This is a genomic window from Agrococcus sp. ARC_14 (assembly GCF_022436485.1).
GTDB lineage: Bacteria > Actinomycetota > Actinomycetes > Actinomycetales > Microbacteriaceae > Agrococcus.
This window is the reverse complement of record NZ_JAKUDO010000001.1, coordinates 1,051,535-1,068,433: the sequence shown is the minus strand read 5'-3', so window position 1 is coordinate 1,068,433 and position 16,899 is coordinate 1,051,535. Positions and strand designations below refer to the sequence as shown.

Genomic DNA, 16,899 nt, shown 5'->3' with positions numbered 1-16,899 from the left:
CCTCGTGTCAGTCTCGTGCTCGGGCTGCAGCGGCGGCAGCGCCGCCCTGGTCGTCGAGACCATCGGTCTCGGTCTCGGCCTGGCCCGCCTGCGGCGTCACGGGGTCGAAGTCGCCCGTCACGTCCTTGATGGTCGAGAAGTCGAATCGCTGCTTCGAGCGGAACGACATCAGGGAGCACACCAGGTAGGAGACCGCATAGGCGAGGAGGGAGGCCGACAGCACCGTGTAGTCGCGCAGGTAGAACAGCGTGATCGGTGCGGCAGCGAGCGCACCCACGATGCCGACGATGACGCCCGTGCGCAGGCCGAAGAATCCGAATGCCATGATGCCGAGCACCACACCGATGCCGATCGTCGAGAGCACCTCGAAGGGCAGCGCGAGCACGCCCGTGAGCGAGATCCACTCGAAGCGCACCGGGATGAACACCACGAGCGCGGCGATCACCGACGCCGTGAACGCGAGATTGGTGACCTTCTTCCAGTAGAACGAGGCGATCACCGGGAACACCAGGCAGCCCCAGAGCGCGCCGACGAACACCAGCAGATCCAGGATGTTGAACTGGCTGGTCGCGAAGAACAGCGCCGCGCCGGTCGCGACGATCATCGTCAGTCGCCCGACGAGCAGCATCGTCTTCGGGTTGGCCTTGTCCTTGCCGACCGATTGGCCGTAGACATCCGTCATGACGATCGATGACAGCGCCGCCAGATCGGAGTCGGCGGTCGAGGACAGCGCGCCGATGATCATCAGGAACGCGAGCGCGAGCAGGATCCACGGCAGGTAGGTCGCGGCCATCTGCGGGATGAGGTTGTTGACGTCGCCGTCGATCGGCTGGATGCCCAGGTAGAGCGCCATGACGCCGAGCATGCCGATGCCGATCACGGTGGCCCCGTAGCCGATGGTGGCGGTGATGAAGGTCGGCTTGATGAGATCCTCACGCACCGCGAACAGCCGCTGGGCGATGGTCTGGTTGCCGATCGCATAGGCGAGCACCGCGGCGATGTAGGGCGCGCCCTGGTTCATGAACGCATCCGACGACAGGAAGTCCTGCTGTTCGGGCGTGACGTTGCCCGCGGCCACGCCGGCCTCGAACATCGCGGGACCACCCGCGGCGAAGAAGATGACCGGGATCACCACGACAGCGGCGCCCAGCATGCACACGACCTGTGCGAAGTCGGTGAGCACCGATGCGCGGAAGCCCGACCAGAGCGTGTAGAGCAGCACTCCGGCGGCGATGATGAGGATGCCGGCACCGAAGCTCAGCGGCGACAGCATGGCGATCAGCGCGCCGCCGGCGATGAAGTTCGACGTGAGCGAGATGAGCGAGCCGAGCACGTTGGAGCCGGCGAGCATGAGCTGCGAGGAGCGGCCGTGGCGCGCGTACATGACCTCGGCGAGGGTGTGCGCTCGCGGTGCCACCTTGCGGATCCGCTTGCCGAAGGGGTAGATGAACAGGATCATCAGCGCGCCCCACAGCCCGTAGTGGATGGGGCCGGAGATGCCGTAGGTGTAGCCCGCCGTGGCGGAGGCGTACATCGAGGACGCCCAGATCCAGGTGGCGGTCATCGATGCGGCCGAGATGCCGAAGCCGATCTTGTTGCCGGCGGTCATGTAGCCGTCGGCGTTCTCCTGCTTGCGGCCGATGCCCAGTGTCATCAGCAGCGTGCCGCCGTAGAACACCACGAGCAGCACCGCGACGGCGACGATTCCCAGCTGTACGAGCTCCTGCGCAGGCGGCATCCAGTTCCTCTCCTTCGGCGGCGAGGATCGATCGGCGGGCACGCCGGACGTCCTGCCGCGCTGACGGTTCGCATCGAGCCTGGCTCGATCTCGCGGGCACTGCCCGCGGGGCTCCACCGACCCTGCTCACGCGGGTCTGCGATGTGCCTTCATACGACCCGAGCGAGGCATCCAAGCGTCGGTGCTGACCACGGGCCAGTCCCTTCACTGTCGCAGCAAAGCCCGCCCATGGCGAATCGAGAGGCTCGCAGGCTGCGCTTCGAGGGCCGCTCAGCGCCGCTGGAGCTCGACGAGCACCTCGGCGTGCTCGGTGTGCGGAAACATGTCGAACACCCGCCCCCGCACGGGCTCGAAGCCCGGCATCGCGGCGAGGTCGCGTGCGAGCGAGACGGGGTTGCAGCTCGAGTAGACGACACGACTGACGGCGGATGCGTCCAGTCGCGAGGCGAGCGGGCCGATGCCCCGGCGTGGCGGGTTCACCACCACGAGCTCCGGCGCCCGCGCGCCCTCGAGGTCGACGCCATGCGCGCCGACCTGCAGGGCGTCGCCGACCGTGAACGACGCATCCGCCCCCATGTCCGCAGCGGTCTCGCGCGCCGCATCGATCGCCTCGGTCGTCACCTCGACACCCGCGACCGAGCGGCCAGCCCGCGCGGCGTGCAGCGCGAAGCCGCCGACGCCGCAGTAGAGGTCGAGCATGCTCGCCGGGTCGGCCTCGTCGATCCACTCGGTCGCCTGCCGGTAGAGGGCGGATGCGACGGCGGTGTTGGTCTGGAAGAAGCTGCGCGGGCGCAGCCGCAGACCGATGCCGTTGATGCGCATCACGAGCACGCCTGCGCCCGCCAGCAGCACCTCCTCATCGCCCTCGAGCACGGCCTTGTGCTCCGGCTGCAGGTTGGCGGAGACGCTCGCGAGCGGCAGGCCGTCCAGCAGCGGCAGGTGCTTGCGGATGCGCGGCAGCGCCTCGCTCGATCGCAGCACGATGCGCAGCGCCAGCTCGCCGTCGGGTGAGGAGGTGAGGATGAGGTGCTTGAGCTCGCCACGCCTGCCCGGCACGTCGTACGGCGTGATGCGGGCATCGCGGATGAGCTGCTCGAGCACCGGCATGGCGTCGACGATCGGCTGCTCGTGCAGCGGGCACGCCTGCAGGTCGATGCCGGTGCCATCGATGGCGAGGATGCCGATCGTGGGCTCGGCGAGGCTGCCTGCGACGGCCATCTTGGCCTTGTTGCGGAACCCGCCGACGGCGCTCGCGTGCGGCGCATCCCACGGCATCGCGGGCAGCAGCGCCTCGATGCGCGACTGCTGCTCGGCGAGCTGCCGCGCGTAGGGCGTCTCGAGCAGGGTGCAGGAGCGGCAGCGCCAGGCGTCGAAGTAGGCGCACTGCAGCTCGCCGGCCGCGATCATGGGAACCTGATCAGGCGGCGCCGTCGAACAGGCTCGTGACCGAGCCGTCCTCGAAGACCTCGGTGATGGCGCGGGCGAGCAGCGGCGCGATCGAGAGCACCTGGAGCTTCTCGAACCTCTGATCCTCGGACAGCGGCAGCGTGTCGGTGACGACGACCTTGTCGATGACGTCGGCGTTCAGGATCTCGCTCGCCGGGTCGGAGAAGATCGCGTGGGTCGCGGCGACGATCACGTTCGTCGCTCCCGCAGCCTTCAGCGCCTCCGCGGCCTTCACGATGGTGCGGCCGGTGTCGATCATGTCGTCGACGAGCAGGCACGTGCGGCCCTCGACCTTGCCGACGATCTCGTGCACCGAGACCTGGTTCGGCACCAGCGGGTCGCGGCGCTTGTGGATGATCGCGAGCGGGGCGCCGAGCTTGTCGCTCCAGACGTCGGCGACGCGCACGCGGCCCATGTCGGGCGAGACCACGGTGAGGGTGTCGGCGTCAACCGTGTGCCGGAAGTGCTCGAGCAGCACGGGCATCGCGAACAGGTGGTCGAAGGGGCCGTCGAAGAAGCCCTGGATCTGCGCCGCGTGGATGTCGATCGACATGATGCGGTCGGCGCCGGCCTTCTTGAACAGGTCAGCGACCAGGCGCGCGGAGATCGGCTCGCGCCCGCGGCCCTTCTTGTCCTGCCGCGAGTACGGGTAGTAGGGCATGACGACGGTGATGCGCTTGGCCGAGGCGCGCTTGAGCGCGTCGACCATGATGAGCTGCTCCATGAGCCACTCGTTCACCGGCTTGCAGTACGACTGCATGATGAAGACGTCGGCGCCGCGCACCGAGCCCTCGAAGCGCGCGTAGATCTCGCCGTTCGCGAAGGTGCGGCTGTCGACATCCATCAGGTCGGTGCCGATCTCGGCTGCCACGGCGCTCGCCAGCTCCGGGTGCGACCTTCCGGTCGCCAGCACGAGGTGCTTGCGGTTCTTCGCGACGATCGATCCCACTCGGGTGCCTCCTAGGCCTCAGGTGCATCATGCTTGGCCGCCGCGGCTGCGTCGGCTGCCTTCGACCCGGGTCGATGCGCCTCGACCCAGCCCGTCATGTTGCGCTGCGGTGCGACCGAGATCGCCAGCGCACCCGGCTCGACATCCTTGCGGACGACGGCGCCGGCTCCGGTCTTCGCACCCGCACCAATCCTAACCGGGGCGACGAAGCTGTTGTGGACGCCCGTCTGCACCTGGTCGTCGATGACCGTGCGGTGCTTGCTCACGCCGTCGTAGTTGGCGGTGATGGCGCCGCCGCCGACGTTCACGCCCTCGCCAATCGTCGCGTCGCCGATGTACGACAGGTGCGGCACCTTGCTGCCGGCTCCGAGCTGTGCGTTCTTCAGCTCGACGAAGGTGCCGACCTTGCCGCCGTCGCCGATGACCGAGTTCGGGCGCAGGTAGGCCCACGGACCGACGGATGCGCGGGCCCCGATCACCGACAGGGTCGCGTCGGTGCGCTTCACGACCGCGTCCTCCCCCACCTCGGTGTCGACGAGCGTGGTGTCGGGGCCGATCGTGGCCCCTGCCGCGACGACGCTCGCGCCGTGCAGCTGCGAGCCAGGCAGGATCGTGACGTCCTCGCCGAGCGTGACGTCGACGTCGATCCAGGTGGATGCGGGGTCGACGACGGTGACGCCGGCGCGCTGCCAGCGGCGGATGATGCGGTCGTTGAGCTCGTGCGCCGCGGCGGCGAGCTGCACGCGGTCGTTGATGCCCCAGATCGCCCAGCTGTCGGAGGCGGGCACGGCCTGGATGCGGCCGCCGGACGCCTGGATCCGCACCGCCGCATCCGTCAGGTACATCTCGCCCTGCGCGTTGTCGCGGTCGATGGTGCCGAGCGCCGCGCGCAGTGCCGCGGCATCGAAGACGTAGATGCCGCCGTTGACCTCGTCGATGGCGCGCTCTGCCTCGCTCGCGTCCTTCTGCTCGACGATGCGCACGAAGGTGCCTGCCTCGTCGCGCACGATGCGGCCGAGGCCGGTCGGGTCGGCCAGGTGGGCGGAGAGCAGCGTGAGCTGGTTGGCCTCGCGCTCGTGGCGCTCGATGAGGCGGCCGAGGGTGTCGGCGTCGATGAGCGGCACGTCGCCGGAGAGCACGACCACATGCCCCTCGAAGTCGGCGATCGCCTCGAGGCCCTGCTCGACGGCGCGGCCGGTGCCGGGCACGTCGTCCTGGTCGGCGATGAGCACGTGCGGCGCGAACTCGAGCACGGCTGCGGCCATGCGCTCGCGCTCGTGGCGCACGACCGCCACGATCGAGGTGGGGTGCAGCTCACCGGCGGTGCTGAGCACGTGGGCGATGAGCGGCCTGCCCGCCAAAGGGTGCAGCGGCTTCGGCGTGCGGCTCTTCATGCGGGTGCCCGCGCCAGCGGCGAGCACGATCACGGCGACCTGGGGCACGGACTCTCCCATCGGATGCGTACGGTTCGGACTCAGGCTACCTGCGCTGGGAGGGCGGCGGTCCCTGCCTGCCGCCCCAGCCGTCGCGCATCCCGCGCAGCATCGCCCGGGCGTTGGGGATGCGCGGAGCGGCGAAGGCGGTCATGCGGCCGAGCTTGAAGAGCATGCGCGGCACATCCTGCGCCGTCCACACGCGCGGGGTGCCGGGGCGGCGCCAGAGCGCCACGCGGTTGCGCGTCATCATGTAGAGCCGCAGCGGCGAGTGCACGAACATCGAGCCGCCGCCGGGCAGCCGCACGAGCTCGTCGCCGATGGTGTGCAGCATGCGGGCGTCGGCGACCCCGACGAGCTGCAGGCCGGCGGCCTTGGCGCGGAAGCACCACTCCATGTCGACGCTGTCGATGAAGAGGCCCTCGTCGAACGAGCCGGCCTGCTCGAGCGCGGTGAGCGGGATGAGCGAGCCGGAGGAGATGAGGAAGTCGGCGTCGACGTCGCCGCCTGCGGGCGCGTGGAGCTTGTGATTGAGCGGGAAGCCGAAGCGCACGAACGGCGCGCGCTCGCCGCTGCGGGCATCGATGAAGGTGGGGCCGACGGCGCCGAGCGGGCCGCGGGCCTCGCGGCGATCGGCGTGCAGCAGCAGCGCGTCGACGCAGCCGGCGTCGAGCTGGGAATCCTGGTCGAGCAGCAGCACGAAGCGGGCGCCGCGCTCGCGCGCGATGGCGGCTGCGCGGTTGTAGGCGGCGCCGAGGCCGACGTTCGCCCGGCTGCGCTCGAGCTCGACGCCCGCGGGCAGCGCGACGCGGGCGCTCCAGTGGGCGCCGTCGACCTCGGGGCTGTCGTTGTCGAGCACGACCAGGGTGCCGACCTGCGCTGCCGCGCGCTCGAGCACGTCAGCGATGGCGCCATCGTCCGGCCGGTAGGTGACGGCGACGGCGACGACGTCTGCAGCGGTCGATGGCATGCGCACCAGTCTGCCGGATCCACGTGGGGCGGCTAGCCTGGTAGCCGCGATCCGCCATGGTGTAACGGCAGCACAGCGGCCTTTGGAGCCGTTTGTCCAGGTTCGAATCCTGGTGGCGGAGCAAGTCGCGACCGCAGGGAGCGACGGAGCGCAACGCAGAACCCGCGACACCGGCCGCCCAGCCGCAATGTGCACTCGGCCGCCCGCTCTGGCGGGATGAAGGTCGAGGGTCGTGGCGTGCGAGACTGACGCCATGGCCGCGCACCGCGATGACGTCGATCGCATCATGGAGCAGTGGATGCGCGTGCGGCCGGACGCCGACGTCTCGCCGCTCGACGTGCTCAGCCGCATGACCCGCATCTCGCGCCAGCTCGGCCGAGTGCGCGCCGAGGCCTTCCAGCTTGCCGGGCTCGAGTCCTGGCAATGGGATGTGCTGGCGGCGCTCCGCCGTCAGGACGGTGCGCTCAGCCCGAAGGACCTCATCGCGCAGACCATGGTCACGAGCGGCACGATGACGAACCGCATCGACAACCTGGTCGCATCCGGACTCGTCGAGCGCGTCGACGGCTCCAGTGACCGGCGCGTGCGGCTCGTGGCGCTCACCGACGAGGGCATCGACCGGGTCGACGTGGCGCTCGATGCGCTGCTCGAAGCCGAGCGCCGACTGCTGCGAGACATCCCCGCCGACGACCAGGCCCGGCTGGCAGAGCTGCTGCGCGTGCTCGCCGACGCGATGCTCTGAGCCTCCTGGCTCAGGCGGGATCGGCTCAGGCCGGATCGAGCGGCACCCTCGCGAGCCGCAGCTCGGTCTCGAGCTCCCGGGTGCCAGCCACGGACAGGCCGAGATCGGCAGCCTTGGCGAGCCTTGCCCCGTCGTGCCCGAGCACCTCCCACACCTCATAGCTCGATCCTCGGCTCGCCAGCACCAGCCGTCGCCGCACCAGCGCGATCGCCGCCAGCGGCACGCGCGCACGGCCGAATGCGCTGCCCAGCTCGAGCGTGGGCTCCGGCGAGGGCTCCAGCGCGAAGCGGGTGGTGCCGGCGCGCACGGCGAGCAGCCCGCAGACGACGGCCAGCGCGCCCAGCGGCAGCGCCAGCAGCCACACGGGCGTGCCGATCATCAGCAGCGCCATCGCGGCAGTCGTGAGGCCCAAGAAGACGTAGAGCAGCGGTGGCCGTCCCCGCAGCCGCAGCTCGCGCACGTCAGTAGCGGTAGTGCTCGGGCTTGAAGGGCCCCTCGACGGGCACGCCGATGTAGGCCGCCTGCTCGGGGCTGAGCGTCGTGAGGCGCGCGCCGAGCGCGTCGAGGTGGAGGCGGGCGACCTCCTCGTCGAGCACCTTCGGCAGCCGGAACACGCCCAGCTCGTACTCCTTCGTCGCCAGCTCGATCTGCGCCAGCACCTGGTTGGAGAAGGAGTTCGACATGACGAACGAGGGATGCCCGGTGGCGTTGCCGAGGTTCATCAGGCGGCCCTCGGAGAGCACCAGGATCGCGCGGCCCGAGGCGAAGCGCCACTCGTGCACCTGCGGCTTGATCTCGATGCGCTCGGCCCCCGATCGCTCGAGGCCCGCGATGTCGATCTCGTTGTCGAAGTGCCCGACGTTGGCGACGATCGCGAGGTGCTTCATCGACTGCAGGTGCTCGAGCGTGATGACGTGCTCGTTGCCGGTCGTCGTGACCCAGATGTCGGCCGTGTCGATCGCATCCTCGACGCGCGCGACCTGGAAGCCGTCCATCGCAGCCTGCAGCGCGCAGATCGGGTCGACCTCGCTCACGATGACGCGCGCGCCCTGGCCGCGCAGCGCCTCCGCAGCGCCCTTCCCGACATCGCCGTATCCGACCACGAAGGCCGTCTTGCCGCCGATGAGCACGTCGGTCGCGCGATTGATGCCGTCGGGCAGCGAGTGGCGGATGCCGTAGCGGTTGTCGAACTTCGACTTCGTGACCGAGTCGTTCACGTTGATCGCCGGGAAGAGCAGACGCCCTTCGGCGAAGAGCTGCTCGAGGCGGTGCACGCCGGTGGTGGTCTCCTCGGTGACGCCGCGCAGCTGCTCGGCGATGCGCGTCCAGCGCTGCGGGTCGTCGGCGAGCGTGCGAGCGATGAGCGCATCGATCACGTGCAGCTCATCGGGGGCGCCCGCCGGCGTGACCGGCGCGCTGCCCGCGAGCTCGGCATCCCGACCCCTGTGCACGAGCATGGTCGCGTCGCCGCCGTCGTCGAGGATGAGCGTCGGGCCGCCCTCGAAGTCGAAGATGCGGGTGGTGCAGGCCCAGTACTCCTCGAGCGTCTCGCCCTTCCAGGCGAAGACGGGCACGCCCGCGGGCGCCTCGGGCGTGCCGGAGCCGACGGCGATCGCCGCGGCCGCCTCATCCTGCGTGGAGAAGATGTTGCAGCTCGCCCAGCGCACCTCGGCGCCGAGCGCCACGAGCGTCTCGATGAGCACGGCCGTCTGCACGGTCATGTGCAGGCTGCCTGCGATGCGCTGGCCGGCGAGCGGCTGCGCGTCGGCGTAGCGGCGGCGCAGCTCCATCAGGCCGGGCATCTCGTGCTCGGCGAGGCGGATCTGGTGGCGGCCGGCCTCGGCGAGGCCGAGGTCGCGCACGTGGTGCTCGAGGATGCGGGGGGCGGTGTCGGTCATGCCGACCATCCTCCCACCACCGGAGCGGCGTGGCCTGATCAGGCGTCGTCGAACGTGGCGACGAACTCCTTGAGCCAGCTGCGCAGCCCGGGACCGAGATCCTCGCGCTCGACGGCGAGCTGCACGTTGGCCTTGATGTAGTCGAGCCGGTCGCCGGTGTCGTAGCGGCGACCACGGAACACGACACCGTGCACGCCGCCCACCGTGTCGTCGTCTGCCATCGTCAGCAGCGCATCCGTCAGCTGGATCTCACCGCCTCGCCCGGGACCTGTGCGCTCCAGCACCGGATAGATCTCGGGCTTGAGCACATAGCGGCCCACGACCGCCAGGTTCGACGGCGCCGTGCCGGGCTCCGGCTTCTCCACCAGCCCACGCACCCGCACCACGTCGTCCTCATCCGTCGCCTCGACCGTCGCGATGCCGTAGAGGTGCGCCTGCGAGGGCTCGACCTCCATCAGCGCCACCACGCACGTGTCGCGCTGATCGTGCACCTCGAGCATCCGCTCGAGCAGGTGATCGCGGCCGTCGATGATGTCGTCGCCCAGCAGCACCGCGAACGAGTCGTCGCCCACATGCGCCTTCGAGCGCAGCACCGCGTGGCCCAGGCCCTTCGGGTCGCCCTGACGCACGTAGTGCACGTTCGCGAGATCCGTCGACTCCGCGACCCGCTGGAGCTTCTGCTCGTCACCCTTGTTCCGCAGGATCGCCTCGAGCTCGGTCGCCCGGTCGAAGTGGTTCTCCAGCGCGTTCTTGTTGCGGCCGGTGACGAACAGCACGTCCTCGAGGCCGGCGCGCACCGCCTCCTCCACGACGTACTGGATGACGGGCTTGTCGACGACCGGGAGCATCTCCTTCGGGAGCGCCTTCGTCGCGGGCAAGAACCTCGTGCCCAGCCCAGCAGAAGGGATCACGGCCTTGGTGACGGAATGCGGCATGAGGAACAGGCTACTTCGGCTCGGGCTCACTGCTGCACCGCGACTGGCGGCGTTGGCACAACGGTAGGCGGAGATCTGCCGTCAGGCGCGGATGAGCGCCAGCACCTCGTCACGGATCTGCACCATGGTCGCCTCAGTCTCGGCCTCGGCGTTCAGCCGCAGCAGCGGCTCGGTGTTCGACGGGCGCACCGAGAACCACCAGGCACCGTCGGGCGAGGTGACGGTGAGGCCGTCGAGCTCGTCGAACTCGCCGCGGCCCGAGAACGCCTCGACCACCCGCGTGTAGGCGGCAGGCACGTCGGCGACGGTGGAGTTGATCTCGCCGGAGGAGCAGTAGGGCGTGTAGCGCCCGGCGAGCGCGGACATCGGCTCGTCGTTCGAGCCGAGCGTCGCGAGCACGTGCATCGCGGCCAGCATGCCGTTGTCAGCGCCCCAGAAGTCGCGGAAGTAGTAGTGCGCCGAGTGCTCGCCGCCGAAGACGGCACCGGTGCGCGCCATCTCGTCCTTGATGAGCGAGTGGCCGACGCGAGTGCGCACGGGCGTGGCGCCGGCATCGGCGATCACCTCCGGCACGACGCGGCTGGTGATGAGGTTGTGGATCACGACGACATCGCGCTCCCCCTCCGCCTGCACCCGCCGGATCTCGCGCTCGGCGACGATCGCGGCGACCGCAGAGGGTGACACCGCGCCGCCGAGCTCGTCGATGACGAAGCAGCGGTCGGCGTCGCCGTCGAAGGCGAGGCCGATGTCGGCACCGTGCTCCACCACGGCGGCCTGCAGATCGACCAGGTTCTTCGGCTCCAGCGGGTTCGCCTCGTGGTTCGGGAAGGTGCCGTCGAGCTCGAAGTACATCGGCACGATCTCCAGCGGCAGGCCCGGCAGCCCCGCAGCCTCGCCGAGCACCGCAGGCACCGTCATCCCGCCCATGCCGTTCGCCGCATCCACGACGACCTTCAGGGGCCGGATGCCGCGCAGGTCGACGAGCGAGCGCAGGTGCGCCGCGTAGTCGGCGAGCACGTCGCGCTCGGTGAGCTCACCGTGCTCGGCGACCTCGGTCAGCCCCTCGTCGAGGTAGCGCTGCGCGCCGTCGCGGATGCTGGCGAGGCCGGTGTCGAGGCTCACGCCGCGCGCGCCCGCGCGCGAGAACTTGATGCCGTTGTAGGCGGCGGGGTTGTGGGATGCGGTGAACATCATCGCGGGGGCGTCGAGGTCACCGGAGGCGAAGTAGGTGCCGTCGGTGGAGCACAGCCCGATGAGCACCACGTCGGCGCCGCGCGCCCGCACGCCATCGGCCGCAGCTGCGGCGAGCGCGGGCGAGGAGGGGCGCATGTCGTGCCCGATGACGATCGGCTTCGCCGTGCCCACCTCGTCGGCGAAGGCGGCGCCGAGCGCCCGCACGACCTGCTCGGTGAGCTGCCCGTCGACGAGGCCTCGCACGTCATAGGCCTTCACGATGTCCGTCAGCGCCATGGTTCCTCTATCGTTCGTCGAATCTGGTGTCGGCGGCAGGCTCGTAGCGGACGACCTGCCACCCGGTCGGTCCCGCGTGACGATCGGCGTGGGGCTCGCACAGGTCGTAGCTGCCCTCGATCGCGCCGCGCCTGCTGGCGGGCTGCAGGGGGCCGACGACGAGGAGCTGCTCCGCGTAGTCGACCGTCACGCTGCGGTCGGCGTACCGGCGGCACCCGGGCCGCGAGCACATCCTGTCATCCATCCGCCCAAGGGTAGCGGCGCCGCGGCCCACTGCCGCGCGACACGTAGGATGTCGCCATGCCTGCGCGCCAGCACTCCCGCGGATCGCGCCACGGCCGCGAGGTCCGTTCGTCCGTCGCCGGCCCCGTGCTCCCCTTCCTCTCCTCGCGCGAGACGCGCTTCGAGGACATCGCGGCGGATGCTGCCGACTACGTGCTGTCGCTGTGGCCCGCCGAGCTCGGCGACGTGCGGTTCCGCTGGGCCGACATGCCGCCGAAGGCGCTCGCCGATCACCTCGACGAGGTGCCGGAGTGGGCGATCGACCCGCAGCGGCGGACGATCACGATCTACCGACTGCCGCTGCAGCGGCTGCCGCGCGTGCACATCGACGACCCGTGGCACCGCCAGGTGGCCATCGAGGGCGCGGTGTTCCGCGCGGCGGCAGAGCTCATCGGTCGCGACCCCTGGGAGGTCGCGCCGGATCGCTGGCGGCACCATTGAGCCCGGAGGACGCAACGTCGCGAAGCGACGTTGCGTCCGGAGGGCTCAAGGTCGAGGAGCCCGCGGCCGCAGGCCGCAGGCGTCGCGAGACCTCGCCGCTCCCCGGGTCTCGTGACGCGTGCCCGCTCCGCGGGCGCGCTCCTCGACCAGCGGAACAACACGCCCCGGTCTCGTGACGCGTGCCCGCTCCGCGGGCGCGCTCCTCGACCAGCGGAACAGCGCTAGTGCAAGACCTGCACGCCCTGCGCCGCCGGCCCCTGCGGGCTCGCGGTGAAGCTGCCGATCTCCCTGTCGCTCCGGTAGGAGACCGACATCACGAGATCCTCGCCCGTCACCTCCACGGTGCCTTCGCCGACCGGTCGAGCGAGCGCCCCGCCGGCCGCGAGCGGCACGGCCTCGCCGTCGACCGTGATCTCCTGGTCGGCGCCCGCCGTGCTCACGATGTGCAGCGTGGCGCCCGGCCCGGCAGGCACGGCGATCGCAGCGCTGCCCGAGCGCGCCTGACCGCCGGCGATCCAGTCGAAGTCGAGCCCCTCGCCCGAGGTGGCAAGCGCCCTCGCGCCCGCGACGACCGGCGCATCCGACTCCACCCTGATCGCCATCACGCCCACCGGCAGCTCCTCGAGCGGGAAGTCCGTGACGATGCCGGCCTCGAGGGTGCCCTGCGACTCGATCGACTCGTCGTCCGCCGTCTGGAACACGAGGCGCACGTCGCCGCCGTCGGGCGAGAGCAGCCGCAGCACCGGCACGATGTCGTCATAGCCGTCCTGGGTCTCGAGCCCCGTCGCAGCCGACACCTCGACGCCGGGCAGCACAGCGCTCGTGAGCGCCGCAGCGGGGTCGATGACGTCGAAGCCGCCGCGCTCGAGTCCGCGAGTGGTGGTCTGCTGCAGATGGGCGACGACGGGGGCACCGGTGGATGCGACGTGCACGACGGCGTCGGCGACGCCCGGCGCGATCGCGGCGAGGTCGAGCACCGCTTGGGTGCCGGGTGCGACGGCGATGCCGGTCGAGCCGACCGATTCGATCGGCCCGTCCGGACCGTAGACGGTGACGTCGACGCTCGCGCCCACCTCTGCCGCGTTGGCGACCGTCAGGACCGTCTGCCTGCCGGTGCGCGTCGATCCGCCGACGAGCCACTGGTCGAGACTCGTCTCCGCGCACTCGCTGGCCGCGAAGCCGCGCACGCCGTCGAGCTCGAGCCCGAGGCTCTGGGCAGCTGAGAGCGTCGTGGCCTCGTTGCGCTGCACGACGGAGTCGCCGCCGTCCACCTCCTCGGGGCCTGCGACGCTCAGCGTCGTCTGCTCGACGTCGCCGCCGAGGCTGCCGATCGCGACGGAGGGGTCGCCGATGCCGGCGACGGCGAGGGCGTTGTCGCCGTCGGAGGAGCCGACGCGCAGCGCTGGCCCGGCGCAGACGCGCGACTGCAGCGGCGACGCGGGCTGCACGGTCGTCGCCGGGGCCGCGGACTGGATGCGCGTGTCCTGCGGCATGGCGTTCGCGCCCAGCACCGCGCCGACGCCGAGGGCCGCGGCGACGAGGCCGGCGGCTGCGCGTGCGCTCCAGCGCGCGACGTCGCGGCGCTCCATGCGCTTCGACTCTGCGCGGTCGTTCGCCGCAGCCTCGCGATCGGTCAGTGCGACGTCGCTCGCGATGTCGCCGGTCGGCTCGGCCCCTGCCTCGACGGCGAGCTCCTCGGGCGCGGGGCGGTGCCCGCGCGGCACCTCGTCCTCGATGGGCGAGGGGTCGTCGAACTCCTGCGAGTCATCGAGCGGCTCTACCTCACGGTCGCGATCGGTCACTGCCACTCCCCCGTTCCCTCGAGTCGTCGTGTGCGCACGCGCGCACCTCGGCGCAGCGACGGCAGCGCGGCGACGACTGCCCCGCCGAGCGCCACGAGCTGCGCGAGCAGCAGCCAACCCGCCCACGTGGGCCGGTCGGGCTGCGGGCTGCTCGGCACGTCGTCGCGCTGCCACAGCAGCCCTGCCTCGGTCTGGCCGATGGCCTGCAGGTCGCCGCGGGCGTCGAGCGAGCGCTGCGCCCGGTCGTGCTCGGCGGCGGCGCCCTCGCGCTCCTGCTCGAGCAGCACGAACTGCACGCCCTGCGCATCCAGCAGGGCTGCCACGTCGACGTCGCCGCCGGCGGCCATGTCGACGGCGACCTGCGCGAGCTCCGCCTCGATCTCGCCTGCCTCGTCGCGCACGAGCTCACCCGTGGAGACGCTGTCGAGCGTCGTGCCGCGGCCGCGCTCGATGTCGACGCCCAGCACGCCGGGTGCGAGCGGATGCAGCACGAGCGTGCCGATCTCGGGGTCGCCCTCCGCAGCCGCATCGACGAACGCGGGCATGCGGCGCTCGGGTGCAGCGATCACGGTCGCAGGCATGAGGAACGAGGTCGCGATGATCGGCACCGCAGCGGCGACCGCCGCCAGCGTGACGAGGCCGCCCGGGATGGCGCCCCGGCGGTCGTCGAGGTCGACGGCGACGACGGCGAGCGCGATGAGTGCCGCGAGGGTCAGCGATGCGCCAGAACCCGCCCAGACCGTGACGGGCTCGCCGTCCAGGCTCGTGACTGCCAGCCGTGCGGAGACGATCGCGGTGGCATAGCCGGCCAGCAGCAGCACCACCCACTGCCATGACCGGGTCGGGCGCAGCACGATGCCCGTGAGGGCGCAGAGCGCCAGCGGTGCCAGCAGCCCGAGCGCGAACCACGCGGGATCGGCGCCCGGAGCCAGCCACGCGATCACGCCCTCGAGCGACGCGAGCGTGCCGTCGGGCGAGAGCAGCGCCGCCTCGACGGCGGTCGGCGGCGTCGAGGGCATCGGCACGCCGGGGTCGGCGAGCGCCGCGAGCGGCGAACCGTCGACCCAACGGGCGATCGCGATCGGCGCGAAGAGCACGGCGGCAGGCAGGAGCGCCGCGAGCGGGCGCAGCGGCGTTCGCCAGCTCGTCGCGATCGCGAGCAGCACGAGCAGCAGCATCGCCGGCAGCAGCACCGGTGCGCCTGCCACGACGACGGCCACCGGGATGGCCGCAGCGCCCGCCGCGCGCCACGACTCCGCGGCGCGCAGGACGCCGACGATCGCGAGCGGCAGCGCGAGATGGGCGAGCACCGCGCCGAGCCGGCCCTCGACGATGGCAGCGAGCAGCAGCGGCGAGAGCGACCACAGCGCGGCCGCGACCGCCGGCGCCCAGCGTGAGGTCGTCATCCGCCGCACCGCGAAGAACCCGGTCAGCGAGGCGATCGCCGGTGCCAGGAACAGCAGCAGGACGATGGCGGTCGATGGCTGCCACGGGGTCAGCGAGCCCAGCAGCGCCAGCAGCAGCACGAAGGGATCAGCCGGCCCCGTGAGCTCGCCCAGCGCGTCGCGCGTGCCGGCGAGCGTGTGCGACCAGAGCTCCGCCAGCGAGCCCGTGAGCGGCAGCAGCGCACCGCCGGTCGCCGCACCCGCGCCGATCAGCTGCGGGGTGAGCACGATGCCGACGACGATCGCGAGCGCCGTGACCCAGAGCCCTGCGCCCTCGACGAAGCCGACGCGCTCGTCGACCACCGTCTGCATCCGCTCGGGGTCGCCGAGCGCCCGCCGCTGCGATCGCACCGTGCGCCACGACGCGCGCAGCGGCCGCAGCGAGCTCCATCCGGTCGTGCGCGCCGCCACGATCCGCCGACGCGCCCGCGCGGTCGCCGGGAAGGCGACGAGCGTCGCGAGCGTCGCCTGCCACTCGGCGACGACGGCGGCCGGGCGCTTCGCCAGCAGGTGCGCGACGGTGCGCACGAGACCGAACGGCACCAGCAGGAGCCACTGGAGCACCGACGCGATCGGGTTCGCGTAGGCGAGCCGCCTGTGGAGCTGCGCGCGACGAGCGGTCGCCACGCGCTGCGCATCGCTCACCGAGCGCGCCGCGAAGTGCTCTGGGCCGCCGGCGCGGCGCACCTTGGCGCGCGGCTCGACGGCGACGCGGTGGCCCGCCAGCCGTGCGCGAACGCCCACGTCGAGGCCCGCGTCGATCGAGCGCAGCGCCGGGTCGAAGCCGCCCAGCGCCTCGAAGACGTCGCGCCGCACGAGCATGCCGGACTCCGCCACGCCCAGGCGGTCGCTGTCGTCGTCGTGCTGGCCCTGGTCGAGCTCGCCCTCGTGCAGCAGCAGGCTCCTGCCGAACGGCGTGACCGTCTGGCCGAACTCCGCGAACCGATCGGGAGCGTCTGCCCGCATGACCTTCGGCCCGACGACGCGCACGCTCGGGTGCGATTCGACGTGCGCGAGCAGTGCCTGCAGCGCGCGCGGGTGCGGCGAGGCGTCGTGCGCCAGCAGCCAGAGCCAATCGCCGTCCTCGCCCGGGGGCAGCGACGCGACGCCCTTGGCGATCAGCTGGCCGTAGGGCAGCCGCTGCGCGGCGACGACGCTGCGCGCGCTCGACGCCTCCAGCATCGCGCGTGTGTCATCCTTCGAGGCGCCGTCGACGGCGACGAGTCGCTCGGGTGCGACGGTCTGCGCATCGACGGCGGCGAGCGTCGCCGGCAGATACGCGGCGCCGTTGCTGGCCGCGAGCACGGCGAAGACCCTCTGATGCACTTGGCAAGGCTAGGTGCCAACG

General features: G+C 71.6%; 14 protein-coding genes and 1 tRNA gene. 3 read left to right on the top strand and 12 right to left on the bottom strand.

Features of this window, described 5'->3' with window-relative positions; genetic code table 11:
* Positions 1-7: 7 nt before the first annotated feature.
* From MKD51_RS05320 to MKD51_RS05300, 5 genes are all read right to left on the bottom strand, one after another.
* Positions 8-1,738: a sodium:solute symporter family protein gene (locus MKD51_RS05320; protein WP_240238931.1), complete on the bottom strand. Its 1,731-nt coding sequence runs from the start codon at positions 1,736-1,738 to the stop codon at positions 8-10.
* A gap of 270 nt (positions 1,739-2,008) precedes the next feature.
* Positions 2,009-3,145 (bottom strand): methyltransferase domain-containing protein, encoded by a 1,137-nt coding sequence (locus tag MKD51_RS05315; RefSeq protein ID WP_346986691.1) that lies wholly within the window; start codon positions 3,143-3,145, stop codon positions 2,009-2,011.
* Positions 3,146-3,155: 10 nt separating this feature from the next.
* A complete protein-coding gene (locus MKD51_RS05310) occupies positions 3,156-4,133 on the bottom strand; it encodes a ribose-phosphate diphosphokinase (RefSeq protein ID WP_240238929.1) in 978 nt (325 codons plus the stop codon).
* 11 nt (positions 4,134-4,144) lie between these two features.
* Positions 4,145-5,587 (bottom strand): bifunctional UDP-N-acetylglucosamine diphosphorylase/glucosamine-1-phosphate N-acetyltransferase GlmU, encoded by a 1,443-nt coding sequence (gene glmU / locus MKD51_RS05305; protein ID WP_240238928.1) that lies wholly within the window; start codon positions 5,585-5,587, stop codon positions 4,145-4,147.
* 25 nt (positions 5,588-5,612) lie between these two features.
* Complete coding sequence (locus MKD51_RS05300; protein ID WP_240238926.1) at positions 5,613-6,536, bottom strand: glycosyltransferase family 2 protein; 924 nt, start codon at positions 6,534-6,536, stop codon at positions 5,613-5,615.
* Between the two features lie 50 nt (positions 6,537-6,586).
* Between MKD51_RS05300 and MKD51_RS05295 the strand changes: the two genes are divergently transcribed.
* Positions 6,587-6,657: transfer RNA gene (locus tag MKD51_RS05295), tRNA-Gln, on the top strand.
* 132 nt (positions 6,658-6,789) lie between these two features.
* Entirely contained in the window at positions 6,790-7,278 is a 489-nt protein-coding gene (locus tag MKD51_RS05290; protein WP_240238924.1) for a MarR family transcriptional regulator, read from the top strand.
* Between the two features lie 25 nt (positions 7,279-7,303).
* Here the strand turns inward: MKD51_RS05290 and MKD51_RS05285 are convergent, their stop codons facing one another.
* The 5 genes from MKD51_RS05285 to MKD51_RS05265 form a co-directional block, all read right to left on the bottom strand.
* Positions 7,304-7,738: a hypothetical protein gene (locus MKD51_RS05285; protein WP_240238922.1), complete on the bottom strand. Its 435-nt coding sequence runs from the start codon at positions 7,736-7,738 to the stop codon at positions 7,304-7,306.
* Between the two features lies 1 nt (position 7,739).
* On the bottom strand, positions 7,740-9,176 hold the full coding sequence (gene ahcY / locus MKD51_RS05280; protein ID WP_240238920.1) for an adenosylhomocysteinase: 1,437 nt from the start codon (positions 9,174-9,176) through the stop codon (positions 7,740-7,742).
* Positions 9,177-9,214: 38 nt separating this feature from the next.
* The gene (gene galU, locus MKD51_RS05275; protein WP_240238918.1) at positions 9,215-10,111 is read right to left on the bottom strand and encodes a UTP--glucose-1-phosphate uridylyltransferase GalU; all 897 of its coding nucleotides are present in this window, start codon (positions 10,109-10,111) and stop codon (positions 9,215-9,217) included.
* 81 nt (positions 10,112-10,192) lie between these two features.
* Positions 10,193-11,581 carry a phosphomannomutase/phosphoglucomutase gene (locus tag MKD51_RS05270; protein WP_240238916.1) on the bottom strand — a complete coding sequence of 463 codons (1,389 nt, stop codon included), beginning with the start codon at positions 11,579-11,581 and terminating at the stop codon, positions 10,193-10,195.
* 7 nt (positions 11,582-11,588) lie between these two features.
* Positions 11,589-11,825: a DUF3499 family protein gene (locus MKD51_RS05265; RefSeq protein WP_240238914.1), complete on the bottom strand. Its 237-nt coding sequence runs from the start codon at positions 11,823-11,825 to the stop codon at positions 11,589-11,591.
* Positions 11,826-11,881: 56 nt separating this feature from the next.
* On the opposite strand from MKD51_RS05265, the gene MKD51_RS05260 reads away from it, so the two are divergent.
* Entirely contained in the window at positions 11,882-12,304 is a 423-nt protein-coding gene (locus MKD51_RS05260) for a hypothetical protein (protein WP_240238912.1), read from the top strand.
* Positions 12,305-12,525: 221 nt separating this feature from the next.
* Here MKD51_RS05260 and MKD51_RS05255 read toward each other — a convergent pair whose 3' ends face one another.
* Together MKD51_RS05255 and MKD51_RS05250 are read right to left on the bottom strand one after the other, a co-directional pair.
* The gene (locus MKD51_RS05255; RefSeq protein ID WP_240238911.1) at positions 12,526-14,106 is read right to left on the bottom strand and encodes a DUF5719 family protein; all 1,581 of its coding nucleotides are present in this window, start codon (positions 14,104-14,106) and stop codon (positions 12,526-12,528) included.
* Complete coding sequence (locus MKD51_RS05250; RefSeq protein ID WP_240238909.1) at positions 14,103-16,877, bottom strand: glycosyltransferase; 2,775 nt, start codon at positions 16,875-16,877, stop codon at positions 14,103-14,105. Before MKD51_RS05250 ends, MKD51_RS05255 begins: the two co-directional genes overlap by 4 nt.
* Positions 16,878-16,899 lie beyond the last annotated feature (22 nt).

Coding starts and splice junctions, on each gene's coding strand:
- MKD51_RS05315 (WP_346986691.1), bottom strand. CDS start 3,145: ATGATCGCGGCCGGCGAGCTGCAGTGCGCCTACTTCGACGCCTGGCGC.
- MKD51_RS05290 (WP_240238924.1), top strand. CDS start 6,790: ATGGCCGCGCACCGCGATGACGTCGATCGCATCATGGAGCAGTGGATG.
- galU (WP_240238918.1), bottom strand. CDS start 10,111: ATGCCGCATTCCGTCACCAAGGCCGTGATCCCTTCTGCTGGGCTGGGC.
- MKD51_RS05300 (WP_240238926.1), bottom strand. CDS start 6,536: ATGCCATCGACCGCTGCAGACGTCGTCGCCGTCGCCGTCACCTACCGG.
- MKD51_RS05270 (WP_240238916.1), bottom strand. CDS start 11,581: ATGGCGCTGACGGACATCGTGAAGGCCTATGACGTGCGAGGCCTCGTC.
- MKD51_RS05265 (WP_240238914.1), bottom strand. CDS start 11,825: ATGGATGACAGGATGTGCTCGCGGCCCGGGTGCCGCCGGTACGCCGAC.
- MKD51_RS05260 (WP_240238912.1), top strand. CDS start 11,882: ATGCCTGCGCGCCAGCACTCCCGCGGATCGCGCCACGGCCGCGAGGTC.
- MKD51_RS05320 (WP_240238931.1), bottom strand. CDS start 1,738: ATGCCGCCTGCGCAGGAGCTCGTACAGCTGGGAATCGTCGCCGTCGCG.
- glmU (WP_240238928.1), bottom strand. CDS start 5,587: ATGGGAGAGTCCGTGCCCCAGGTCGCCGTGATCGTGCTCGCCGCTGGC.
- ahcY (WP_240238920.1), bottom strand. CDS start 9,176: ATGACCGACACCGCCCCCCGCATCCTCGAGCACCACGTGCGCGACCTC.